The sequence below is a fragment of the Demequina activiva genome, assembly GCF_016862815.1.
GTDB classification, from domain to species: domain Bacteria; phylum Actinomycetota; class Actinomycetes; order Actinomycetales; family Demequinaceae; genus Demequina; species Demequina activiva.
This window is the reverse complement of record NZ_BONR01000001.1, coordinates 498,475-515,056: the sequence shown is the minus strand read 5'-3', so window position 1 is coordinate 515,056 and position 16,582 is coordinate 498,475. Positions and strand designations below refer to the sequence as shown.

At 71.3% G+C, this 16,582-nt stretch carries 18 protein-coding genes; 15 read left to right on the top strand and 3 right to left on the bottom strand.

All coding sequences use genetic code 11. The features are described 5' to 3' along the window. The first annotated feature begins 8 nt into the window (after positions 1–8). The 7 genes from Dac01nite_RS02450 to Dac01nite_RS02420 all read left to right on the top strand — a co-directional run bounded on the left by Dac01nite_RS02450 (position 9) and on the right by Dac01nite_RS02420 (position 6,861). Positions 9–485: a DUF3180 domain-containing protein gene (locus Dac01nite_RS02450; protein ID WP_203653174.1), complete on the top strand. Its 477-nt coding sequence runs from the start codon at positions 9–11 to the stop codon at positions 483–485. Positions 486–651: 166 nt separating this feature from the next. Continuing rightward, positions 652–1,131 carry a PH domain-containing protein gene (locus Dac01nite_RS02445; RefSeq protein ID WP_203653173.1) on the top strand — a complete coding sequence of 160 codons (480 nt, stop codon included), beginning with the start codon at positions 652–654 and terminating at the stop codon, positions 1,129–1,131. Beyond that, positions 1,128–2,795 (top strand): PH domain-containing protein, encoded by a 1,668-nt coding sequence (locus Dac01nite_RS02440; protein WP_239066466.1) that lies wholly within the window; start codon positions 1,128–1,130, stop codon positions 2,793–2,795. Before Dac01nite_RS02445 ends, Dac01nite_RS02440 begins: the two co-directional genes overlap by 4 nt. Then, positions 2,788–3,672, top strand: a complete 885-nt coding sequence (locus Dac01nite_RS02435) for a Rossmann-like and DUF2520 domain-containing protein (RefSeq protein WP_203653172.1) — start codon at positions 2,788–2,790, stop codon at positions 3,670–3,672. Before Dac01nite_RS02440 ends, Dac01nite_RS02435 begins: the two co-directional genes overlap by 8 nt. After that, positions 3,669–4,526, top strand: coding sequence for a pantoate--beta-alanine ligase (gene panC / locus Dac01nite_RS02430; protein WP_373307225.1), 858 nt, complete (start codon positions 3,669–3,671; stop codon positions 4,524–4,526). Before Dac01nite_RS02435 ends, panC begins: the two co-directional genes overlap by 4 nt. A 3-nt stretch (positions 4,527–4,529) precedes the next feature. Beyond that, complete coding sequence (gene panD / locus Dac01nite_RS02425; protein ID WP_239066465.1) at positions 4,530–4,991, top strand: aspartate 1-decarboxylase; 462 nt, start codon at positions 4,530–4,532, stop codon at positions 4,989–4,991. Positions 4,992–5,166: 175 nt separating this feature from the next. Next, positions 5,167–6,861: an L-aspartate oxidase gene (locus Dac01nite_RS02420; protein ID WP_203653171.1), complete on the top strand. Its 1,695-nt coding sequence runs from the start codon at positions 5,167–5,169 to the stop codon at positions 6,859–6,861. A 75-nt stretch (positions 6,862–6,936) separates the two neighbouring features. On the opposite strand, the gene Dac01nite_RS02415 is transcribed toward Dac01nite_RS02420, so the two are convergent. After that, positions 6,937–7,377: a hypothetical protein gene (locus Dac01nite_RS02415; protein ID WP_203653170.1), complete on the bottom strand. Its 441-nt coding sequence runs from the start codon at positions 7,375–7,377 to the stop codon at positions 6,937–6,939. 98 nt (positions 7,378–7,475) lie between these two features. Between Dac01nite_RS02415 and nadC the strand changes: the two genes are divergently transcribed. The 6 genes from nadC (at position 7,476) to Dac01nite_RS02385 (ending at position 12,689) form a co-directional block, all read left to right on the top strand. Next, the gene (gene nadC / locus Dac01nite_RS02410) at positions 7,476–8,375 is read left to right on the top strand and encodes a carboxylating nicotinate-nucleotide diphosphorylase (protein WP_203653745.1); all 900 of its coding nucleotides are present in this window, start codon (positions 7,476–7,478) and stop codon (positions 8,373–8,375) included. Between the two features lie 207 nt (positions 8,376–8,582). Continuing rightward, complete coding sequence (lysS, locus tag Dac01nite_RS02405; protein WP_203653744.1) at positions 8,583–10,046, top strand: lysine--tRNA ligase; 1,464 nt, start codon at positions 8,583–8,585, stop codon at positions 10,044–10,046. A 1-nt stretch (position 10,047) separates the two neighbouring features. Next, positions 10,048–10,281, top strand: a complete 234-nt coding sequence (locus Dac01nite_RS02400) for a hypothetical protein (protein ID WP_203653169.1) — start codon at positions 10,048–10,050, stop codon at positions 10,279–10,281. A gap of 125 nt (positions 10,282–10,406) precedes the next feature. Next, entirely contained in the window at positions 10,407–10,721 is a 315-nt protein-coding gene (locus Dac01nite_RS02395) for a histone-like nucleoid-structuring protein Lsr2 (protein WP_203653168.1), read from the top strand. Positions 10,722–10,783: 62 nt separating this feature from the next. Continuing rightward, positions 10,784–11,893 carry a lactonase family protein gene (locus Dac01nite_RS02390; protein ID WP_203653167.1) on the top strand — a complete coding sequence of 370 codons (1,110 nt, stop codon included), beginning with the start codon at positions 10,784–10,786 and terminating at the stop codon, positions 11,891–11,893. A 52-nt stretch (positions 11,894–11,945) separates the two neighbouring features. After that, positions 11,946–12,689, top strand: coding sequence for a phosphoglyceromutase (locus Dac01nite_RS02385; protein WP_203653166.1), 744 nt, complete (start codon positions 11,946–11,948; stop codon positions 12,687–12,689). Positions 12,690–12,787: 98 nt separating this feature from the next. On the opposite strand, the gene Dac01nite_RS02380 is transcribed toward Dac01nite_RS02385, so the two are convergent. Together Dac01nite_RS02380 and phoU are read right to left on the bottom strand one after the other, a co-directional pair. Next, complete coding sequence (locus Dac01nite_RS02380; protein ID WP_203653165.1) at positions 12,788–13,681, bottom strand: SDR family oxidoreductase; 894 nt, start codon at positions 13,679–13,681, stop codon at positions 12,788–12,790. 176 nt (positions 13,682–13,857) lie between these two features. Continuing rightward, entirely contained in the window at positions 13,858–14,517 is a 660-nt protein-coding gene (gene phoU / locus Dac01nite_RS02375; RefSeq protein ID WP_203653164.1) for a phosphate signaling complex protein PhoU, read from the bottom strand. A gap of 143 nt (positions 14,518–14,660) precedes the next feature. Here phoU and Dac01nite_RS02370 point away from each other — a divergent pair, with 143 nt between their 5' ends. Both Dac01nite_RS02370 and Dac01nite_RS02365 read left to right on the top strand, forming a co-directional pair. Further along, entirely contained in the window at positions 14,661–15,818 is a 1,158-nt protein-coding gene (locus Dac01nite_RS02370; RefSeq protein ID WP_203653163.1) for a sensor histidine kinase, read from the top strand. Further along, on the top strand, positions 15,815–16,510 hold the full coding sequence (locus Dac01nite_RS02365) for a response regulator transcription factor (RefSeq protein ID WP_203653162.1): 696 nt from the start codon (positions 15,815–15,817) through the stop codon (positions 16,508–16,510). The genes Dac01nite_RS02370 and Dac01nite_RS02365 overlap by 4 nt, the downstream gene beginning before the upstream one ends. Positions 16,511–16,582 lie beyond the last annotated feature (72 nt).

The window sequence follows — 16,582 nt, the reverse complement described above, 5'->3', positions numbered from 1 at the left end:
ACGCCACGGTGCAGCATCTGACCTGGCGCCCGCTGACGACGGTAGGTCTGGCGTCCGCCGTGCTCGCCTGGCTGCTCACCGGGCTGATGGTGCGTGGCGGCGCGACGCCCCTGATGGTGCCGTGGAGCTTCGATGTGATGTGCGTGGCGGCGGGCGCGGCGACCCTGGGATTCGGATGGCAGGTGCGCCAGTACCTGCACGGCAACCGGCCCAGCCTGGACGGCCTGCGCGCGGCCCGCATCGCCGTGCTGGCGCAGGCGACCGCGTACGTGGGCGTCATCATCATGGGCGCCAGCCTGGGCTACGGCCTGGGGCTTGTCGATGACTGGGGTCACGGTCCGCGACGCGACGTGATCATCAGCGCCCTCGTCGCGGCCGGTGCGGCTCTCATCATGACCATCGCCGGCATCGTCGCGGAGCGCTGGTGCCGCCACGGCGGTGGTGCGGACGATGCGCCGGAGGGCTCCGCCGCCGAGCCGGCTTGAGCTCGCGCCGGCAGCCTGGACCCGGCCGCTCACCACACGGCTGTGGCCACGGTGACTCGTGGGGCGCGGGAGCAGGCGCAGCAGTCTCACCAGCCCCATCGGTCACACCCGTGTGGTGAGAGGCGAGCGGCCAGCCACGCGTCGCGCTGCCTGGCACACTGGAGCCATGACCTGGTTCGAACCTGACGAAGCCTCGTGGCAGTACGTCTCGCGCAAGCTCATCCCCGCCCGGCTGATCCCGCTGTGGATCACCCTGGTGCTGATCATGGCGGGCCTCGTGGTGCTGGGCGCGCTCACCAGCGCGTGGGTGTGGATCGCCCCGGCCGTGCTGATGCTCGTGGGCCTGTGGCTCACCTGGATCATCGTCCGTCAGGTCACTGCGCACGCGTGGAGCGAGCGTGAGGACGACCTGGTGGTGAAGAAGGGCCGCATGTGGCGCTCGGTCACGGTGGTCCCGTACGGCCGCATGCAGTACGTCGAGGTCGAGGCTGGTCCGCTCGCGCGCGCCCTGGGCATCGCCCGCGTCCAGCTCCACACGGCCTCCCCGGGCACGGACGCGAACATCGCCGGCGTTCCGGAGGCGGAGGCGGCACGGCTGCGTGACCGCCTGTCCTCCCGTGGCGAGGCGCAGCTGGCGGGGCTGTGAACGACCCCATCCCGAGCCTGCCCGCCCGCGGTCCGATGGTCGTCTACCGGGCGCCGCGCGAGTGGACGCGCCTGCACCCGATCTCCCCGCTGCTGGGAGGGTGGGCCGTCATCGGTGTCGCGATCTCGATCGCGCTGTACAACGTCGCGCCGTCATGGACGGGACCCGACGAGGACATCCAGGAGCTCGCGCACCTCGTGACGCAGTCCATCCTGTGGTTCGCCATCGGCGTGGTCGTGATCCTCGCGCTCACCATCGGGCTGGGCTACCTGCAGTGGCGCTTCAACGAGTACCGGCTGGGCGACGAGGCCATCCACCACCGCAAGGGCGTGCTGTTCAAGCAGCAGCGGCAGGCGCGGCTGGACCGCCTCCAGGCCGTGGACGTGGTGCAGCCGCTGCTGGCTCGGATCTTCGGGTTCGCCTCGCTGAGGATCGAGGTCGCCGGCGGCGAGAACTCCGGCATCGCGCTCGAGTACATGCGCCTGGGCGACGCGGAGGCGATGCGCAACGAGCTCCTGACGATCGCCGCCGGAGTGAAGAGGGCGAAGGAGACGGGGGCCGATGCGTCGGTGGACGCGGTCGCTCAGGCTCTCGCCACCGGCGGCGAGGCACCGGCCGATGCGGGTGCCGGCACAGGCGCCGACGGCGCGGTGGCCGCGGAACCGGCGGCCGGTTCCGCCCCGCACTCCGGGAGCGGATCGCTGCGCGATGTGACGGCGATGCCCGCCGGCGTTCCGGAGACCCCGGCCGCCGAGGAGCGCCTGGTGTACAAGGTGCCGCTGGGAAGGCTGCTCCTGTCCATCGTGCTGTCCGGCCCGTTCGTGTGGATCGTCTCGGTCGCGGTCGCCTTCGGTGTCGCCGTGCTGGTGTCGAGCATCGACCTGGGCCGTGTCTTCGCGACGGTGTTCGGGGCGAGCCTGTTCACGATGCTGCCCGCCCTCCTGGGTCTGCTCGGCTTCTTCTGGGCGCGGCTCAGCGGGGGCTTCGGCTTCGCGGCCGGCCTCGCCGAGGACGGCATCCGGCTGCGCCACGGCCTCACCGAGACGCGCCGCCAGACGGTCCCTCCCGGCCGTGTCCAGGCGGCGCGGCTCGAGCAGAGCCTGCTGTGGCGCCACCAGGACTGGTGGCGGGTCACCATCAACGTCGCGGGCTATCAGGACGATCAGGCCGCGGTGTCGACGCTGCTGCCCGTGGGCACTCGCCAGGAGGCCTTGACCGCCCTGTGGCTGGTGCTCCCCGACCTGGGCGATCCCGACCCTGCCGGGACGGTCTCGCTCGCGATGTCGGGCACCGGCGCGGAGGGCGGCTTCACGCCCGCCAGCAAGCGCGCTCGACTGTTCGACCCCTTCCAGTGGCGGCACCGCGGCGTGCGCGCGACGGACCGGGCGCTGATGATCCGGCGCGGCCGGCTGGACCGTGAGGTCTTCGTGGTGCCGCACGAGCGCACGCAGTCGCTGGGCCTCACGCAGGGCCCGCTGCAGCGACGCCGTGGCGTGGCGAACTTCACGGTGCACTCGACCAACGGGCCCGTCAAGCCTGTGGCGGCTCACCTGGACCTCGAGGACGCGCTGGCGCTCCTCGAATCGCAGGCTCAGCGCGCCAAGGAGGGCCGCGCGCGACAGACCCCCGAACAGTGGATGAGCGCGGTGGGCATTCGTGACTAGGCCCGGCCGTCTGAGCGTTGGCGTCGTCGGCGCCGGGCGCGTGGGTGCGGTGCTCGGGGCCGCGCTCGCGCGCGCTGGACACGACGTGGTCGCGGCCTCAGGGATCTCCGAGGCCTCGCGCACCCGCATCGAGGCGCTGCTGCCGGACGCTCGCCACGTCGAGCCCGAGGAGGTGGTGCGCTCCGCGGACCTGATCCTGCTCACGGTGCCGGATGACTCGATCCACGCCGTCGCCGCCGGGCTTGCCTCGCTGGGCGCGTGGCGTCCCGGGCAGATCGCCGTGCACGCCTCCGGGCGGTACGGGACCGAGGCGCTCGCGGACGCCGCGGCAGCCGGGGCGCTCCCGCTGGCGATCCACCCGGCGATGACGTTCTCCGGCACGTCGATCGATCTGGACCGGCTCACGGATGCGACGTTCGCGGTCTCCGCGCCGGCCGGCGTGCTGCCCATCGCGCAGGCCCTCGCCGTCGAGATGGGCGGCGAGCCCATCGTGCTGGAGGATGCGGACCGGCCGGCGTATCACGCCGCGCTGGTGCACGGCGCGAACCACGTGGTGACCGCGGTGACGCAGGCGGCCGCGGCGCTCTCGCGCATCGGCGTCGAGGAGCCCGGGCGGCTGCTGCGCCCCTTGGTGCATGCCTCGGTCGACGGCGCGCTGGCGGATGCTCCGGGAGCGGTGGCGACCCTGACGGGTCCCGTAGTGCGTGGCGACGCCGGCACCATCGCCGCGCACCTGGCCTCGCTCCAGGACCAGCCGGAGACGCTGCACGCGTACCGGGCGATGGCGCGTGCCACGGCGGACCTGGCGCTGTCCGGCGGGCGCATCGGCCCGGCAGCATACGCGGACATCATCGCGACCCTGGGGGTGGATCCGTGATCCTCGCCTCGACGGCCGCGGAGCTCGCGGCGCACGCCCCGGCTGCGGGCCAGCGCCGCGCCGTCGTCATGACCATGGGCGCCCTCCACGAGGGCCACCTGTCGCTGGTCCGCCGCGCGCGCGAGCTCGCGGACCAGGTGGTCGTGACCATCTTCGTCAACCCCCTCCAGTTCACCGATGCCGCCGATCTCGAGCGCTACCCGCGCACGCTCGACGCGGACAGCGCGCTCCTCGAGGCCGAGGGCGCGGACGTGGTCTTCGCGCCGTCCGTCGAGGAGATGTATCCGGGCGGGGACCCCATCGTCACCGTCAGCGCGGGCGACATCGGCGAGGTCTTCGAGGGCGAGCACCGGCCCGGCCACTTCGACGGCGTGCTCACGGTCGTGCTCAAGCTGCTGCACCTCACCCGGCCCGACGTCGCGCTGTTCGGCGCCAAGGACGCGCAGCAGGTGATCGCCATCCGTCGCATGGTGCACGACCTCGCGGTGCCGGTGGAGATCGAGGCGGTGCCCACCGTGCGCGACGCGGACGGGCTCGCGCTCAGCTCGCGCAACGTGCACCTCAGTGCGAGCGAGCGGGAGACCTCTCTCGCCTTGTCCCGTGCCCTGTTCGCCGCGCGCGACGCGGCACGGAATGGCGCCTCGGCCGCTGCTGTTGTCGACAGTGGGCGGGCCGTCCTGGACTCGGCGACTCGCGCATCGGCCGTGCTGTCGGTGGACTACCTGGCGGCGCTCGACCCCTCGTCCTCGCAGCCCGTCCCGGACGACTACCGTGGAGACGCGGTGATAGCCGTCGCCGCCCGCGTGGGCGCGACCCGGCTGATCGACAACGTGACCGTGAGGATCGGTGAATAGACCATGAGCAGCCTGCAGCGACCCATGATGATCGCGAAGATCCACCGGGCCACCGTGACCCAGGCGGACCTGCACTACGTGGGCTCGATCACCATCGACGCGCACCTCATGGAGCACGCGGACATCCTGCCCGGCCAGCAGGTGGACATCGTGGACGTCACCAACGGGGCGCGGCTCACCACCTACGCGATCCCCGGCGAGCCCGGCAGCGGCCAGATCTGCATCAACGGCGCCGCCGCGCACCTGGTCAACCCCGGCGACCTCGTGATCGTGATCGCGTACGGGATGCTCGCGGATGACGAGGCGCGCACGTTCGAGCCCAAGGTGGTGTTCGTGGACGGCGACAACCGCATCCTCCAGGAGTGCGACGACCCCGGCTCCGTGCCGGACGGCTACGGCCTCGAGCGCTCCGGCGTGCCCGTGCACGAGTTCCACGAGCGCGGCTGGGACGCCTTCAAGAGTTGAGGCCGCTGCCCTGGGCGCCGCGACAGCTCGAACCACCGCGGGCTCGACACGCCGGTGCGCGCGGCCGATGCGCCCGCACGGCTCAGCGCGTCGCGTCGGGAGTGGTTCGAACTGTCGGGGGGTTCGAGCGGGCTCAGGTGGAAGCGAGGCTCGACAGCGCAGGTAGGTTGAGGCCATGACCCGTTTCGCGCGCTCTCTGGCAGCGCCCGCGCCCGGCTGGACCATCCATGCCGACGTCATCGTGGTGGGCTCCGGCATCGCCGGCCTCACCGCCGCCCTTGAACTGCGCTCCAAGGTGGACCGCGTGCTCGTGGTGACCAAGGGCCAGCTCAGCAGTGGCAGCACCGTGTGGGCTCAGGGCGGCATCGCGGCCGCCCTCCATCCCGAGGACACGCCCGAGGAGCACCTCCAGGACACTCTCGTGGCCGGTGCCGGGCTGTGCTCGGAGCAGGCGGTGCGCGCGCTCGTCACCGAGGGCCCCGACCGCGTTCACGAGCTCGTGGCACGCGGCGCCAACTTCGACACCGGACCCGACGGTGACATCACGCTCACGCGCGAGGGCGGCCATCACCGCGACCGCATCGCCCACGCCGGCGGCGACGCGACGGGCGCGGAGATCTCCCGTGCTCTGGTGGCCCAGCTCGCCGCGATCCGCGACGATCCCGGGATCGAGGTCATCGAGAACGCCATGGTGGTGGACCTGCTGACGGCCGCTCCGAACGCGGACGGCGGCCCGGGGCCCGTGTGCGGTGTCACGCTCCACATCATCGGCGAGGGTTCGCGCGACGGGGTGGGCGCCGCTCTCGCGAAGTCCGTGATCATCGCCACCGGCGGGATCGGCCAGGTGTTCCGCTCCTCGACCAACCCGTCCTCCGCCACCGGCGACGGCCTCGCGGCGGCGCTTCGCGCGGGAGCGGCCATCGCGGACCTCGAGTTCGTGCAGTTCCATCCCACCGTGCTGTGGCAGGGCTCGGCGGCTCGCGGCCAGCAGCCGCTCATCTCCGAGGCGGTCCGCGGCGAAGGCGCCTACCTCCTCAACGCTGCCGGCGAGCGCTTCATGGTGGCCCGGCACGAGATGGCCGAGCTCGCGCCCCGCGACGTGGTGAGCAAGGGAATCGTCGCGATGATGGAGGAGGAGGACTCGGACAACGTGTTCCTCGACTGCCGTCACCTGGGCACGGCCTTCCTGCGCGAGCGCTTCCCGACGATCGGGGAGCGCCTCGCCGAGCGCGGGCTCGACATGGCGCGCGACCTGATCCCCGTCGCGCCCGCACAGCATTACCACTCGGGCGGCATCCTCACCGATCTGCGCGGACGCTCCACCGTCCAGGGCCTCTACGCGGTGGGCGAGGCGGCCTGCACAGGCGTTCATGGCGCGAACCGGCTGGCGTCCAACTCGCTGCTCGAGGGCCTGGTGTTCGCGAGCCGCGCCGCCGCCGACGCGGCCACCACCATCGCGGACGGCACGGTGCGACAGCTCGAGCCGGTCTCGCGTCCCGGCCCCACCGCGCTGGTGCCGGCCACGGCCCGCCCGCAGATCCAATCCGTGGCGCACCGCGGCGCCGGTCCCGTGCGCACGGAGTCCGGCCTGGTGCGAGCGGTGGACCGGCTGGGAAGCCTGCGAGCGCGCTTCCACCAGGACGTCCCCGCGCCTGCGATGCCGCAGACGGCCGAATGGGAGACCAGCAACGTGCTCACCACTGCATCGGTCCTCACCGCGGCCGCGCTCGAGCGCCAGGAGACGCGCGGCGGGCACCTGCGCGAGGACTTCCCGGAGCGGGACGATGAGCGCTGGCGCGTGCGCCTGGCGGCCGCTCTCGACGGCGACGGCGAGCTCGGGCTGCTGCGCGCACCGATCGAGCTCAGCTAGGGGTCGCCGCCCGGCCGATGCGCGGCCGGGCCAGGCGGTGTCGCGGGGAGGCCGTCGGTGCGGAGCGCTGGGCACTCAGTCGTCGAGGCCGAGCTCGCGACGCGCCCGGTCGATGCGCGCGATCTCGTCCTCGCGCTCGTGGGGCTCAAGGGTGCGCAGCCGTGCGGGATCGCCCGCCACGACGATGTCCGCGTGCGCCACCATGAGTGCCCAGGGGTTGGAGCGCACGCGACCGTAGTAGGACTCCTCCGACTCCTGCGGTGCGCGCTCCAGCGCCTCCAGGGTCTGGACCATGCGCTCGCCAGGACCGCCGCGGGTGAGATCCCCGACTCGGACCGCGCCGTGGCGCACGGCGGGCCACAGGATCGCGGCCCGGATCACCCCGTCGGGGCAGCTCGGATACAGCTCCTGGACGCAGTCCGCGACGCGGCGCTCGTCGTCGACGGCGCGCTGCGGCTTGGCGTCAGGACCCCACAGCGCGGCGCTGTCCGCCTCCTGCTGCCTGCTCTGGTCCATGGGATGAACCTACGCGACGGCTGTGACATTGGCCATGGCTGGGCCGTTCGGCGTGGCGGGCCCTTGGGGGCTTCCCACTACGCTGGTGCGTCGTGAGCATGCCAGAAGACCTTCCGCAGGACCGTCCGCTCCGAGCCTCGTGGCTCGCGTCAGCCATCGGCGAGGCGCTCGACGAGGACCTCGGCGGCGAGCCCGGCCGCGACGTCACCACGCAGGCGACCATCCCCGCATCGGCCACCGTCACCGGCGAGATCGTCATGCGCGAGGACGGCGTGATCGCGGGCATCCCCGTCATCGGCGAGGCGCTGGGCCAGGTCGCCGAGCGCCTGAGCCTGCCCATGCCCGTGATCGAGCTGCGAGCGAGCGACGGCGATCGCCTCGCCGCGGGAGCGCACGTCGCGGACCTCTCCGGTCCCGGCCACGTGGTGCTCATCGCCGAGCGCACCATCCTCAACTTCGTCTCCCGCGCATCGGGCGTCGCCACGCACACCCGGCGCTGGGCGGACGCGCTCGAGGGCACGGGCGCGCGCGTGCTCGACACCCGCAAGACCACGCCGGGCCTGCGCGAGCTCGAGAAGTACGCGGTGCGGGCCGGCGGGGGAGTGAACAAGAGGTTCGGGCTGCACGACTGCGCGATGGTCAAGGACAACCACATCCTCGCCGCCGGCTCCGTCACGGCCGCCATCGAGGCGATCGCTCAGAGGTTCCCCAGCGTGCCCGTGCAGGTGGAGGTCGAGCGCGAGGCGCAGGCCCTCGAGGCCATCGACGCGGGCGCGCGCTTCCTGATGCTCGACAACATGGGGCTCGAGGAGATGCGCGCCGTGGTGCAGACCATCCGCGCGCTCGAGCCGCAGGTGGGTCGCGTCCAGCTCGAGGCCACCGGCGGGCTCACGCTCGACAACGCTCGCGAGGTGGCCGCCACGGGCGTGGACTTCATGTCCGTGGGTGCCCTCACGCACTCGAGCCCCATCATCGATCTCGCGCTCGACCTGCACTGAGCGAGTCGCCGCCCATCGCACGCGCGTGACTGCTGTGACGGGGGAGGCGTACGGGACGGCACAGCGGCCCTACCCGTCACGTGAGCATCAGCCGTGTGGTGACGGGCTGCGTCGTCGCGGGGGAGGAGAGGCCCGGCACGGCGCGCCGGTACCCTAGAGGGCGTGACTGAAGCGCCTGACACCACCGAGATCGACGTCCCTGAGCAGATGCGCGTGCGCCGCGCCAAGCGCGACCGCATCATCGCCGAGGGCGGCCAGGCGTACCCGGTGTCGGTGCCACGCACCCACGAGATCGCGGACATCAAGCGCGAGTACGACCACCTCGAGACCGGCGAGGAGACGCAGGACGTGGTGGGCGTGGCCGGGCGCGTGGTGTTCGTGCGCAACACCGGCAAGCTGTGCTTCGCCGCCATCCAGGACGGCGCGGGGGAGCGCCTGCAGATCATGCTGAGCCTCGCCGAGGTGGGCGAGGACTCGCTCGCGGCCTTCAAGGCGGACGTGGACCTGGGCGACCACCTGTACGCGCACGGTCGCGTCATCAAGTCCCGCCGCGGAGAGGTCTCCGTGTTCGCGGACGACTGGGCGATCGCCGCCAAGGCGCTGCGGCCCCTGCCCGTGCTGCACAAGGACCTCGCGGAGGACACCCGGGTGCGCCAGCGCTACGTGGATCTCATCGCGCGCCCGCTCGCGCGCGACACCGTCCGTAACCGCGCCCACGTCATGCGCAGCCTGCGCGAGAGCCTGCATGGCCGGGGGTTCATCGAGATCGAGACCCCCATGCTCCAGACGCAGCATGGCGGCGCGGCCGCACGGCCTTTCCAGACGCACATGAATGCCTTCGACATTGACCTCTACCTGCGCATCGCCCCGGAGCTGTTCCTCAAGCGCGCGGTCGTGGGCGGGATCGACAAGGTTTTCGAGATCAATCGCAATTTCAGGAATGAGGGTGCGGATTCCTCGCACTCGCCCGAGTTCTCGATGCTCGAGGCCTATGAGGCCTACGGCGACTACGACACCATGGCCACCCTCACCCGCGAGCTCATCCAGGGCGCCGCGCGGGACGTGTTCGGCACGGAGGTCGTGACCCTGGCCAGCGGCGAGGAGTACGACCTGTCCGGCGACTGGGCGGACCTCACGATGTACGGCTCGCTGTCCGAGGCGCTGGGCGAGGAGATCACGCCCGCGACCTCGGTCGAGCGCCTGCTCGAGCTGTGCGACACGGCTGACCTGTCCGTGGACCCCCAGCGCATCAACCACGGCAAGCTGGTCGAGGAGCTGTGGGAGCACCACGTGGGCGACACGCTCAGCGCGCCCACGTTCGTGCGCGACTTCCCGGTGGAGACGAGCCCGCTGACGCGCGATCACCGCACGCAGCACGGCATCGTCGAGAAGTGGGACCTGTACGTGCGGGGATTCGAGCTCGCGACGGCGTACTCCGAGCTCGTGGATCCGGTCATCCAGCGCGAGCGCTTCGAGCAGCAGGCGCGCATGGCCGCGCTGGGAGACGACGAGGCGATGAAGCTCGACGAGGACTTCCTCACCGCGATGGAGTTCGCGATGCCCCCGGCCGGCGGCATGGGCATGGGCATGGACCGCCTGCTCATGGCGCTCACGGGCCTGGGCATCCGCGAGACCATCACGTTCCCGCTCGTCAAGCCCACGGAGGATTGACGTGGAGACCTGGCAGGCGGTGCTCATCGGCCTCATCCCCAGCATCGGCGTGGGGCTGCTCTTCTGGTTCGTGATGCGCAGCGTGATGCGCGCGGACCGCAGGGAGCGCGAGGCGCTCGCCCAGATCGATCGCGAGGAGGCTCAGGCTCGCGCCGCGGCGGCTCAGGCGTCCCCGCGCGACACGCCTGACCAGGACGAGCGGGCCACCGCGCCAGGAACTCCCGGCAGCTCCTGAGGCGGTGACGGACGTCCGTTTCTTTAAGCGGCATTTCCGCATCGATTTCCACCATGCAAGGGCCTCATATTGACGTGCTTGTTGCATTGTGTGACGCTGAGCCTGCTCTGAGAAAAGGAGAACCGATGGCACAGAAGGTTCAGGTGGTCCTGGTGGACGACCTCGATGGTGGCGAAGCAACGGAGACGATCAGCTTCTCGGTCGACAATGTCGCGTACGAGATCGATCTTTCCGCGGACAACGCCGCGAAGCTGCGCTCCGAGCTGGCCGAGTGGACCAGCAAGGCGCGTCGCGTCACGTCCTCGAAGCGCGGGTCCTCGCGACCCCGCCGCGCGGACTCGGGCAAGGTCCGCGCCTGGGCGAAGGAGAACGGGTACGACATCTCCGAGCGCGGGCGCATCTCGACGCAGATCCGTGAGGCCTACGCCGCCGCCCATTGAGCAGACAGTCATCGCGGCCCCGCCTCACGGCGGGGCCGCGATGGCGTTCAAGGAGACTTCCCATGACTGACACCCTCTGGTGGGGCACCTACCCCGAGGACGGCCTGGGTGCCCCCACCGGCACCGGCGAGGGCCTGTGGAGGCAGACCACGGCCGATGCGCACCTCGCTCTCGAGCTGCCGGCACCCTCGTTCGTGGTCGCGCACCCGTCGCTGCCGGTGCTGTACGCGATCTGCGAGACCGGTGACACCGCGGTCCAGGTGATCGACATCAGCGCGGTGGACGCCCCCACGGTGGCTGCGACGGTGGCAACGGGCGGAGACTCCGGGTGCCACCTGCTGCTGGCGGCGGACGCCAGGACCCTCTACGCCAGCCACTACATGAGCGGCGAGCTCGCGGTGATCCGCCTGGGCGAGGACGGGCTGCCGCTGTCCGATGGTCCGGATCAGGTGTTCGCCCACGAGGGCTCCGGGCCGCGCGAGGACCGCCAGGAGGGGCCGCATGCGCACTTCGCTGGCTACGCGCCGGGCGGGCGCCACGTGCTGGTGTGCGACCTGGGAACGGACCAGCTGCGTCGCTACGCGGTGGGCGAGCACGGACTGCTCGAGGCCGATGGCATCGCGGCCGCGCTGCCCGCCGGTTCCGGGCCGCGTCACTTCGCCGTGCGAGGCGACCGCATCTATGTGGCATGCGAGCTCGACCACCAGCTGCGGACGCTGCGGTGGGATGCCGCCTCCGCGACCGCGGAGGTGATCGACGAGCAGGCCTCGACCACGGCGCCGCTGCGCAGCTCGGACGTCGCGTTCGAGTCGCACGTGCTGCTCGTCGATGACGGGGTGCAGGAGCAGCTGCTGCTCGTGGGCGTGCGCGGCGCGGACGTGATCGCGATCTTCGATCTGTCTCCCGAAGGCGACCCGCGCTACCGGACGTCGTTCGACGCGGGCTCGTGGCCGCGCCACTTCGCGATCGCGCAGGACCGCCTGCACGTGGGCGCGGAGAAGGGGCACGAGGTGCGCACCTACGCACTTGCGGACGTGCTGGCCCTGCCTGCCGAGACCGAGGTGGGCGGGATCGCGCAGGTGCCGTACGCATCGGCGGCGCTGCCCAGCCCTGCGTGCGCGTGCCCGCAGCCCGACCACGCCCCCGTGATGGAGCGCTCGGGGCTCGGTTGAGCCCGGGACCACGTCCTGCAGGACGGGAGCGACCGGGCGCTAGGCTGAAACCATGACCTACACACTGATCCTGCTCCGCCACGGCGAGAGCGAATGGAACGCCAAGAACCTGTTCACCGGCTGGGTGGACGTCGAGCTCAACGAGAAGGGCTGGGGCGAGGCCGTGCGCGGCGGCGAGCTCCTCAAGGCGGAGGGCTATCTTCCCGACGTGGTGCACACGTCGCTGCTGCGCCGCGCGATCATGACCGCGAACCTCGCGCTCGACGCCGCGGACCGCCACTGGATCCCGGTCAAGCGCAACTGGCGCCTCAACGAGCGCCACTACGGCGACCTGCAGGGCAAGAACAAGGCGGAGACCCTCGAGCAGTTCGGCGAGGAGCAGTTCATGACCTGGCGCCGCAGCTACGACGTGCCGCCGCCGGAGATCAGCGCCGACAACCAGTACAGCCAGGAGGGCGACCCGCGCTACGCCGGCGAGCCCACCCCTGCGACGGAGTGCCTCAAGGACGTCCTCGAGCGCGCTCTCCCGTACTGGGAGTCCGGCGTGGTCCCTGACCTCAAGGCTGGCAAGACGGTGCTGGTCGCCGCGCACGGCAACTCGTTGCGCGCCATCATCAAGCACCTCGACGGCATCGCGGACGACGACATCGTGGGCGTCAACGTCCCCACCGGCATCCCGCTGGTCTACGAGCTGGACGAGGAGACCCTCGCGCCCGTGAAGGCCGGCGGCACCTACCTCGATGCGGACGCCGCCGCGGCCGCGATCCAGGCGGTCGCCAACCAGGGCAAGAAGTAAGGCGGTCGGTCACCCTCTCATCGCGTGGCCGAACACGACGGGGCCCCTGCCGCACCTGGCAGGGGCCCCGTCCTGTGTCCGCTGGGCGCGGGCACCCGTCACGGCACGTTCGCGCCGCCGTTGACGTTGATGACCTCGCCCACGATGAAGCTCGACTCGGGCGAGGCGAGGAACACGTACGCGGGCGCCTGCTCCACGGGCTGGCTGGTGCGACCCAGCCACGAGCTCTCGCCGAACCCGTCGAGCTTCTCCGACGGCTGTCCATCGGTCACCTGCAGCGGCGTCCACACCGGTCCGGGCGCGACGGCGTTGACCCGGATGCCGCGCGGCGCGAGATCGTGCGCGAGCGCCTTCGTGAAGCCGTTGATCGCGAACTTGGTCGATGCGTAGTTGATGATCATGGGCGACGGGTTGTAGCCCTGCACCGACGTCGAGTTGATGATGGTCGAGCCCGGCCCCAGGTGCGGCAGCGCGTCGCGGGTGATCCAGTTCATCGCGTACAGGTTGGTCTTGAAGGTGCGGTCCAGGTCCTCCTCGTCGAGCTCGTCGAAGCTCTGGTGGTACACCTGGTGCGCGGCGTTGTTGACGAGGATGTCGAGGCCGCCCAGGCCCTCGACGGCCTCCGCGACGATGCGCCGGCACACCTCGCGCTCGCGGATGTCGCCTGGCAGCAGCACGGCGGTGCGGCCCTCGGCGCGCACCAGGGCCGCGATCGCGTCCGCGTCCACCTGCTCCTCGGGCAGGTAGCTGAGCGCCACGTCCGCGCCCTCACGCGCGAACGCGATCGCCACGGCCGCGCCGATGCCGGAGTCGCCGCCCGTGATCAGGGCCTTGCGCCCGGGCAGCCGTCCCAGTCCTCGGTAGGTCTCCTCGCCGTGGTCGGCGCGGGGGTCGAGCTCGGCGTCGAGGCCGGGCAGGGGCTGCCATGAGGCATGCGGCTTGATGTGAGCGTGGCGCTCCACGGGGTTGTCGAACGTGAGCTGATCGGGCATGAGGGTCTCCTGACGTCGGTGTCCGCCGACAACGATAGCGACGTGCTCGCCCGGCCGTCCGGCAGGCGACGGCAGAGGTCACGAAACTTTCGCATCGGCCGTGCGCGCGACGGCGGAGACGCCGAGGGCCCCGACCGTCCGGTCGGGGCCCTCGGCACGCGCGCACGTGCGGCGAGTCAGATCCGCGCGCGGTCTCCGGTGTGGTCGCCCGTCACCAAGTAGACGATGCGGCGGGAGACGGCCACGGCGTGGTCGCCGAACCGCTCGAAGTAGCGGGCCAGCAGCGAGATGTCGAGCGTCTCCTGCGTGCTGCCCGTGTACTCGGAGCCCAGCAGCGTCTTGTACGCACGGGCGTGCAGCTGGTCGAGGTCGTCGTCATCCGCGACGATGCCGGCGGCGACGTTGAGGTCGCGGGTCTCGAGCAGGTCCATGATCTCGGTGGCCGCCTTCTTCGCGGCCACCGTCATGCCCTCGACGATCTCGCGGTGATCGGCAGGGATCGCGGACTCGGGGTAGGCGCGGCGAGCGGCCTCCGCGATGTGCTGCGCGAGGTCGCCCATGCGCTCGAGCGACGCGGAGATGCGCAGCGACGCGATGATGGTGCGAAGGTCCAGGCCCACGGGCTGCTGCTGCGCGATGAGCAGCACGCAGCGCTCGTCCACCGTCTCCTCCAGGTCATCGAGCTTGGAGTCGTCGGCGATGACCGCCTGTGCGAGGTCCACGTTCTGGGTCAGCAGCGCCTCCGAGGCGCGCGAGATCGCGGACTCGACGTGGCGGCTCATGGCGACGAGGTCGCCCGCGAGCTCGGACATCTCAGCAGTGAAGAGGGTGCGCATGGTTCTCCTAAGCGGTGGTGCGTCCCCCCTAGTGTGGCATCGGTCCTGGGTGCGAGGCCGTGCGAGCACCCGCTCGATGGTGAACTTTCGGTGACCTGCTTGAACATTGGGTGAACTCGCGAGCGGATGGTTACTGTGACCCCATGACCCCCGCCGCCTGGCTGATCGTGGCCGCCGCGCTCGCCGTCGGCATCGGTATCGGCGCACTCCTGCACCGGCGCAACGTGGCCCGCACGGTCGTGGGGAGCACCCTCGTGCCGCACCGCACCCGGGAGGTCCTGTCCGTGCTGCAGTCCGGTGCCGTGGTGGTCCGTCGCGACCGCCGCAGCGCGTTCTCGAACACCACCGCATCGGCCCTCGCGGTGGCCCGTCCCGACGGTGCCCTCCACCCTGGCGTCGCCGACCTCGCCGAGCGCGCGTGGCGGGCCGATGCGCCGGTCGAGGAGGACGTCGAGATCAAGCGTGGCGTGCTGGGCTCCTCGAGCATCGTGCACGTGCGCGTCACCCCGCTCAACAGCGAGCTCGCGCTCGCGGTCGCGAACGACAACACCGAGCAGCGCGCCGCCGAGGCGACGCGCCGCGAGTTCGCGGTGAACGTCTCCCACGAGCTCAAGACGCCGGTGGGCGCGCTGTCGCTGCTCGCGGAGACCATCGAGGACAACGCGGAAGACACGGAGATGGTCCGCAGCTTCGCCAAGAAGATCCGCAAGGAGACCCGCCGCCTCACGAAGCTCATCCAGGAGATCATCGAGATCTCGAGGCTGCAGGGCGGCGAGTCCGTCATGGACTACGCGCCTGTCGATCTCGCGGGCGTGGTCGCGGAGGTGATCGACAGCGTGCGGATGTCCGCGGACGCGAAGGAGATCGCCCTGGTGCCCGAGTACGCGGCGGCCCCGGAGGTGATGGGCGACCACGACCTGCTGGTGATGGCGGTGCGCAACCTCGTGGACAACGCGATCAACTACTCGGAGCCCGGCAAGCGCGTCACGGTCTCGCTCGCACGCGAGGAGGGCGTGGCCAGGCTGGCCGTCATCGACCAGGGCCTGGGCATCGCGCTGGAGGACCAGGAGCGCATCTTCGAGCGCTTCTACCGCACGGACCCCGCCCGCTCCCGCGACACCGGCGGCACGGGACTGGGCCTGTCCATCGTCAAGCACGTGGTGCTGCAGCATTCCGGCACCGTCGATCTGTGGTCGCAGCCCTCGGTGGGCTCGACGTTCACCATCCGTCTCGCCTCCGATGGCGACACGGCCGATGCGGGGGTCGCCGACGCGGCACCTGCACCTGAGGAGGAGACATGACCGAGGCACGTGTGCTGGTGGTCGAGGACGAGGAGTCGTACCGCGACTCCCTCAAGTACCTGCTGTCGCGCGAGGGCTTCGAGGTGCTGCTGGCGGAGACGGGTCCGCAGGGCGTCGAGGCGTTCCAGCGCGACGGCGCGGACGTGATCCTGCTGGACCTGATGCTGCCGGGCATGTCCGGCCAGGAGGTGTTCCGGGCGATCCGTGAGCGCTCCGACGTGCCGGTCATCATGGTCACGGCCAAGGACGACCAGGTCGACAAGATCATTGGCCTCGAGCTCGGGGCGGACGACTACGTCACCAAGCCGTACTCCGGCCGCGAGCTGGTGGCCCGCATCCGCGGCGTCCTGCGGCGCCAGTCGATGTCCGCGAACGGCATCCCCGACGAGCCGGAGCGCCTGAGCGTGGGCGGGCTGACGCTCGACCCCGAGCGGCTGTCCGTCGCTCGTGGCGAGCAGACCATGTCCCTGCCGCCCAAGGAGTTCGCGCTGCTGCACCTGCTCGCGCAGAACGCCGGCCGGGTGCTGCCGCGCCAGGTGATCATCGACCGCGTGTGGGGCGCCGACTACTTCGGCGACACCAAGACCCTCGACGTCCACATCAAGCGCCTGCGCGGACGCATCGAGGTGGATCCCTCGGAGCCCACGCTGATCCAGACCGTTCGGGGTGTGGGCTACACGTTCGAGGCGTAACGTTCTGATCACGGCACGCGTGCGGCGGCGACGCGTTCACGGAACGTTCACCCAGAGTTCAGTCTGGGCCCT

Coding starts and splice junctions, on each gene's coding strand:
- Dac01nite_RS02445 (WP_203653173.1), top strand. CDS start 652: ATGACCTGGTTCGAACCTGACGAAGCCTCGTGGCAGTACGTCTCGCGC.
- panD (WP_239066465.1), top strand. CDS start 4,530: ATGAGCAGCCTGCAGCGACCCATGATGATCGCGAAGATCCACCGGGCC.
- Dac01nite_RS02420 (WP_203653171.1), top strand. CDS start 5,167: ATGACCCGTTTCGCGCGCTCTCTGGCAGCGCCCGCGCCCGGCTGGACC.
- Dac01nite_RS02415 (WP_203653170.1), bottom strand. CDS start 7,377: ATGGACCAGAGCAGGCAGCAGGAGGCGGACAGCGCCGCGCTGTGGGGT.
- nadC (WP_203653745.1), top strand. CDS start 7,476: ATGCCAGAAGACCTTCCGCAGGACCGTCCGCTCCGAGCCTCGTGGCTC.
- lysS (WP_203653744.1), top strand. CDS start 8,583: ATGCGCGTGCGCCGCGCCAAGCGCGACCGCATCATCGCCGAGGGCGGC.
- Dac01nite_RS02395 (WP_203653168.1), top strand. CDS start 10,407: ATGGCACAGAAGGTTCAGGTGGTCCTGGTGGACGACCTCGATGGTGGC.
- Dac01nite_RS02390 (WP_203653167.1), top strand. CDS start 10,784: ATGACTGACACCCTCTGGTGGGGCACCTACCCCGAGGACGGCCTGGGT.
- Dac01nite_RS02385 (WP_203653166.1), top strand. CDS start 11,946: ATGACCTACACACTGATCCTGCTCCGCCACGGCGAGAGCGAATGGAAC.
- Dac01nite_RS02380 (WP_203653165.1), bottom strand. CDS start 13,681: ATGCCCGATCAGCTCACGTTCGACAACCCCGTGGAGCGCCACGCTCAC.
- phoU (WP_203653164.1), bottom strand. CDS start 14,517: ATGCGCACCCTCTTCACTGCTGAGATGTCCGAGCTCGCGGGCGACCTC.
- Dac01nite_RS02370 (WP_203653163.1), top strand. CDS start 14,661: ATGACCCCCGCCGCCTGGCTGATCGTGGCCGCCGCGCTCGCCGTCGGC.
- Dac01nite_RS02365 (WP_203653162.1), top strand. CDS start 15,815: ATGACCGAGGCACGTGTGCTGGTGGTCGAGGACGAGGAGTCGTACCGC.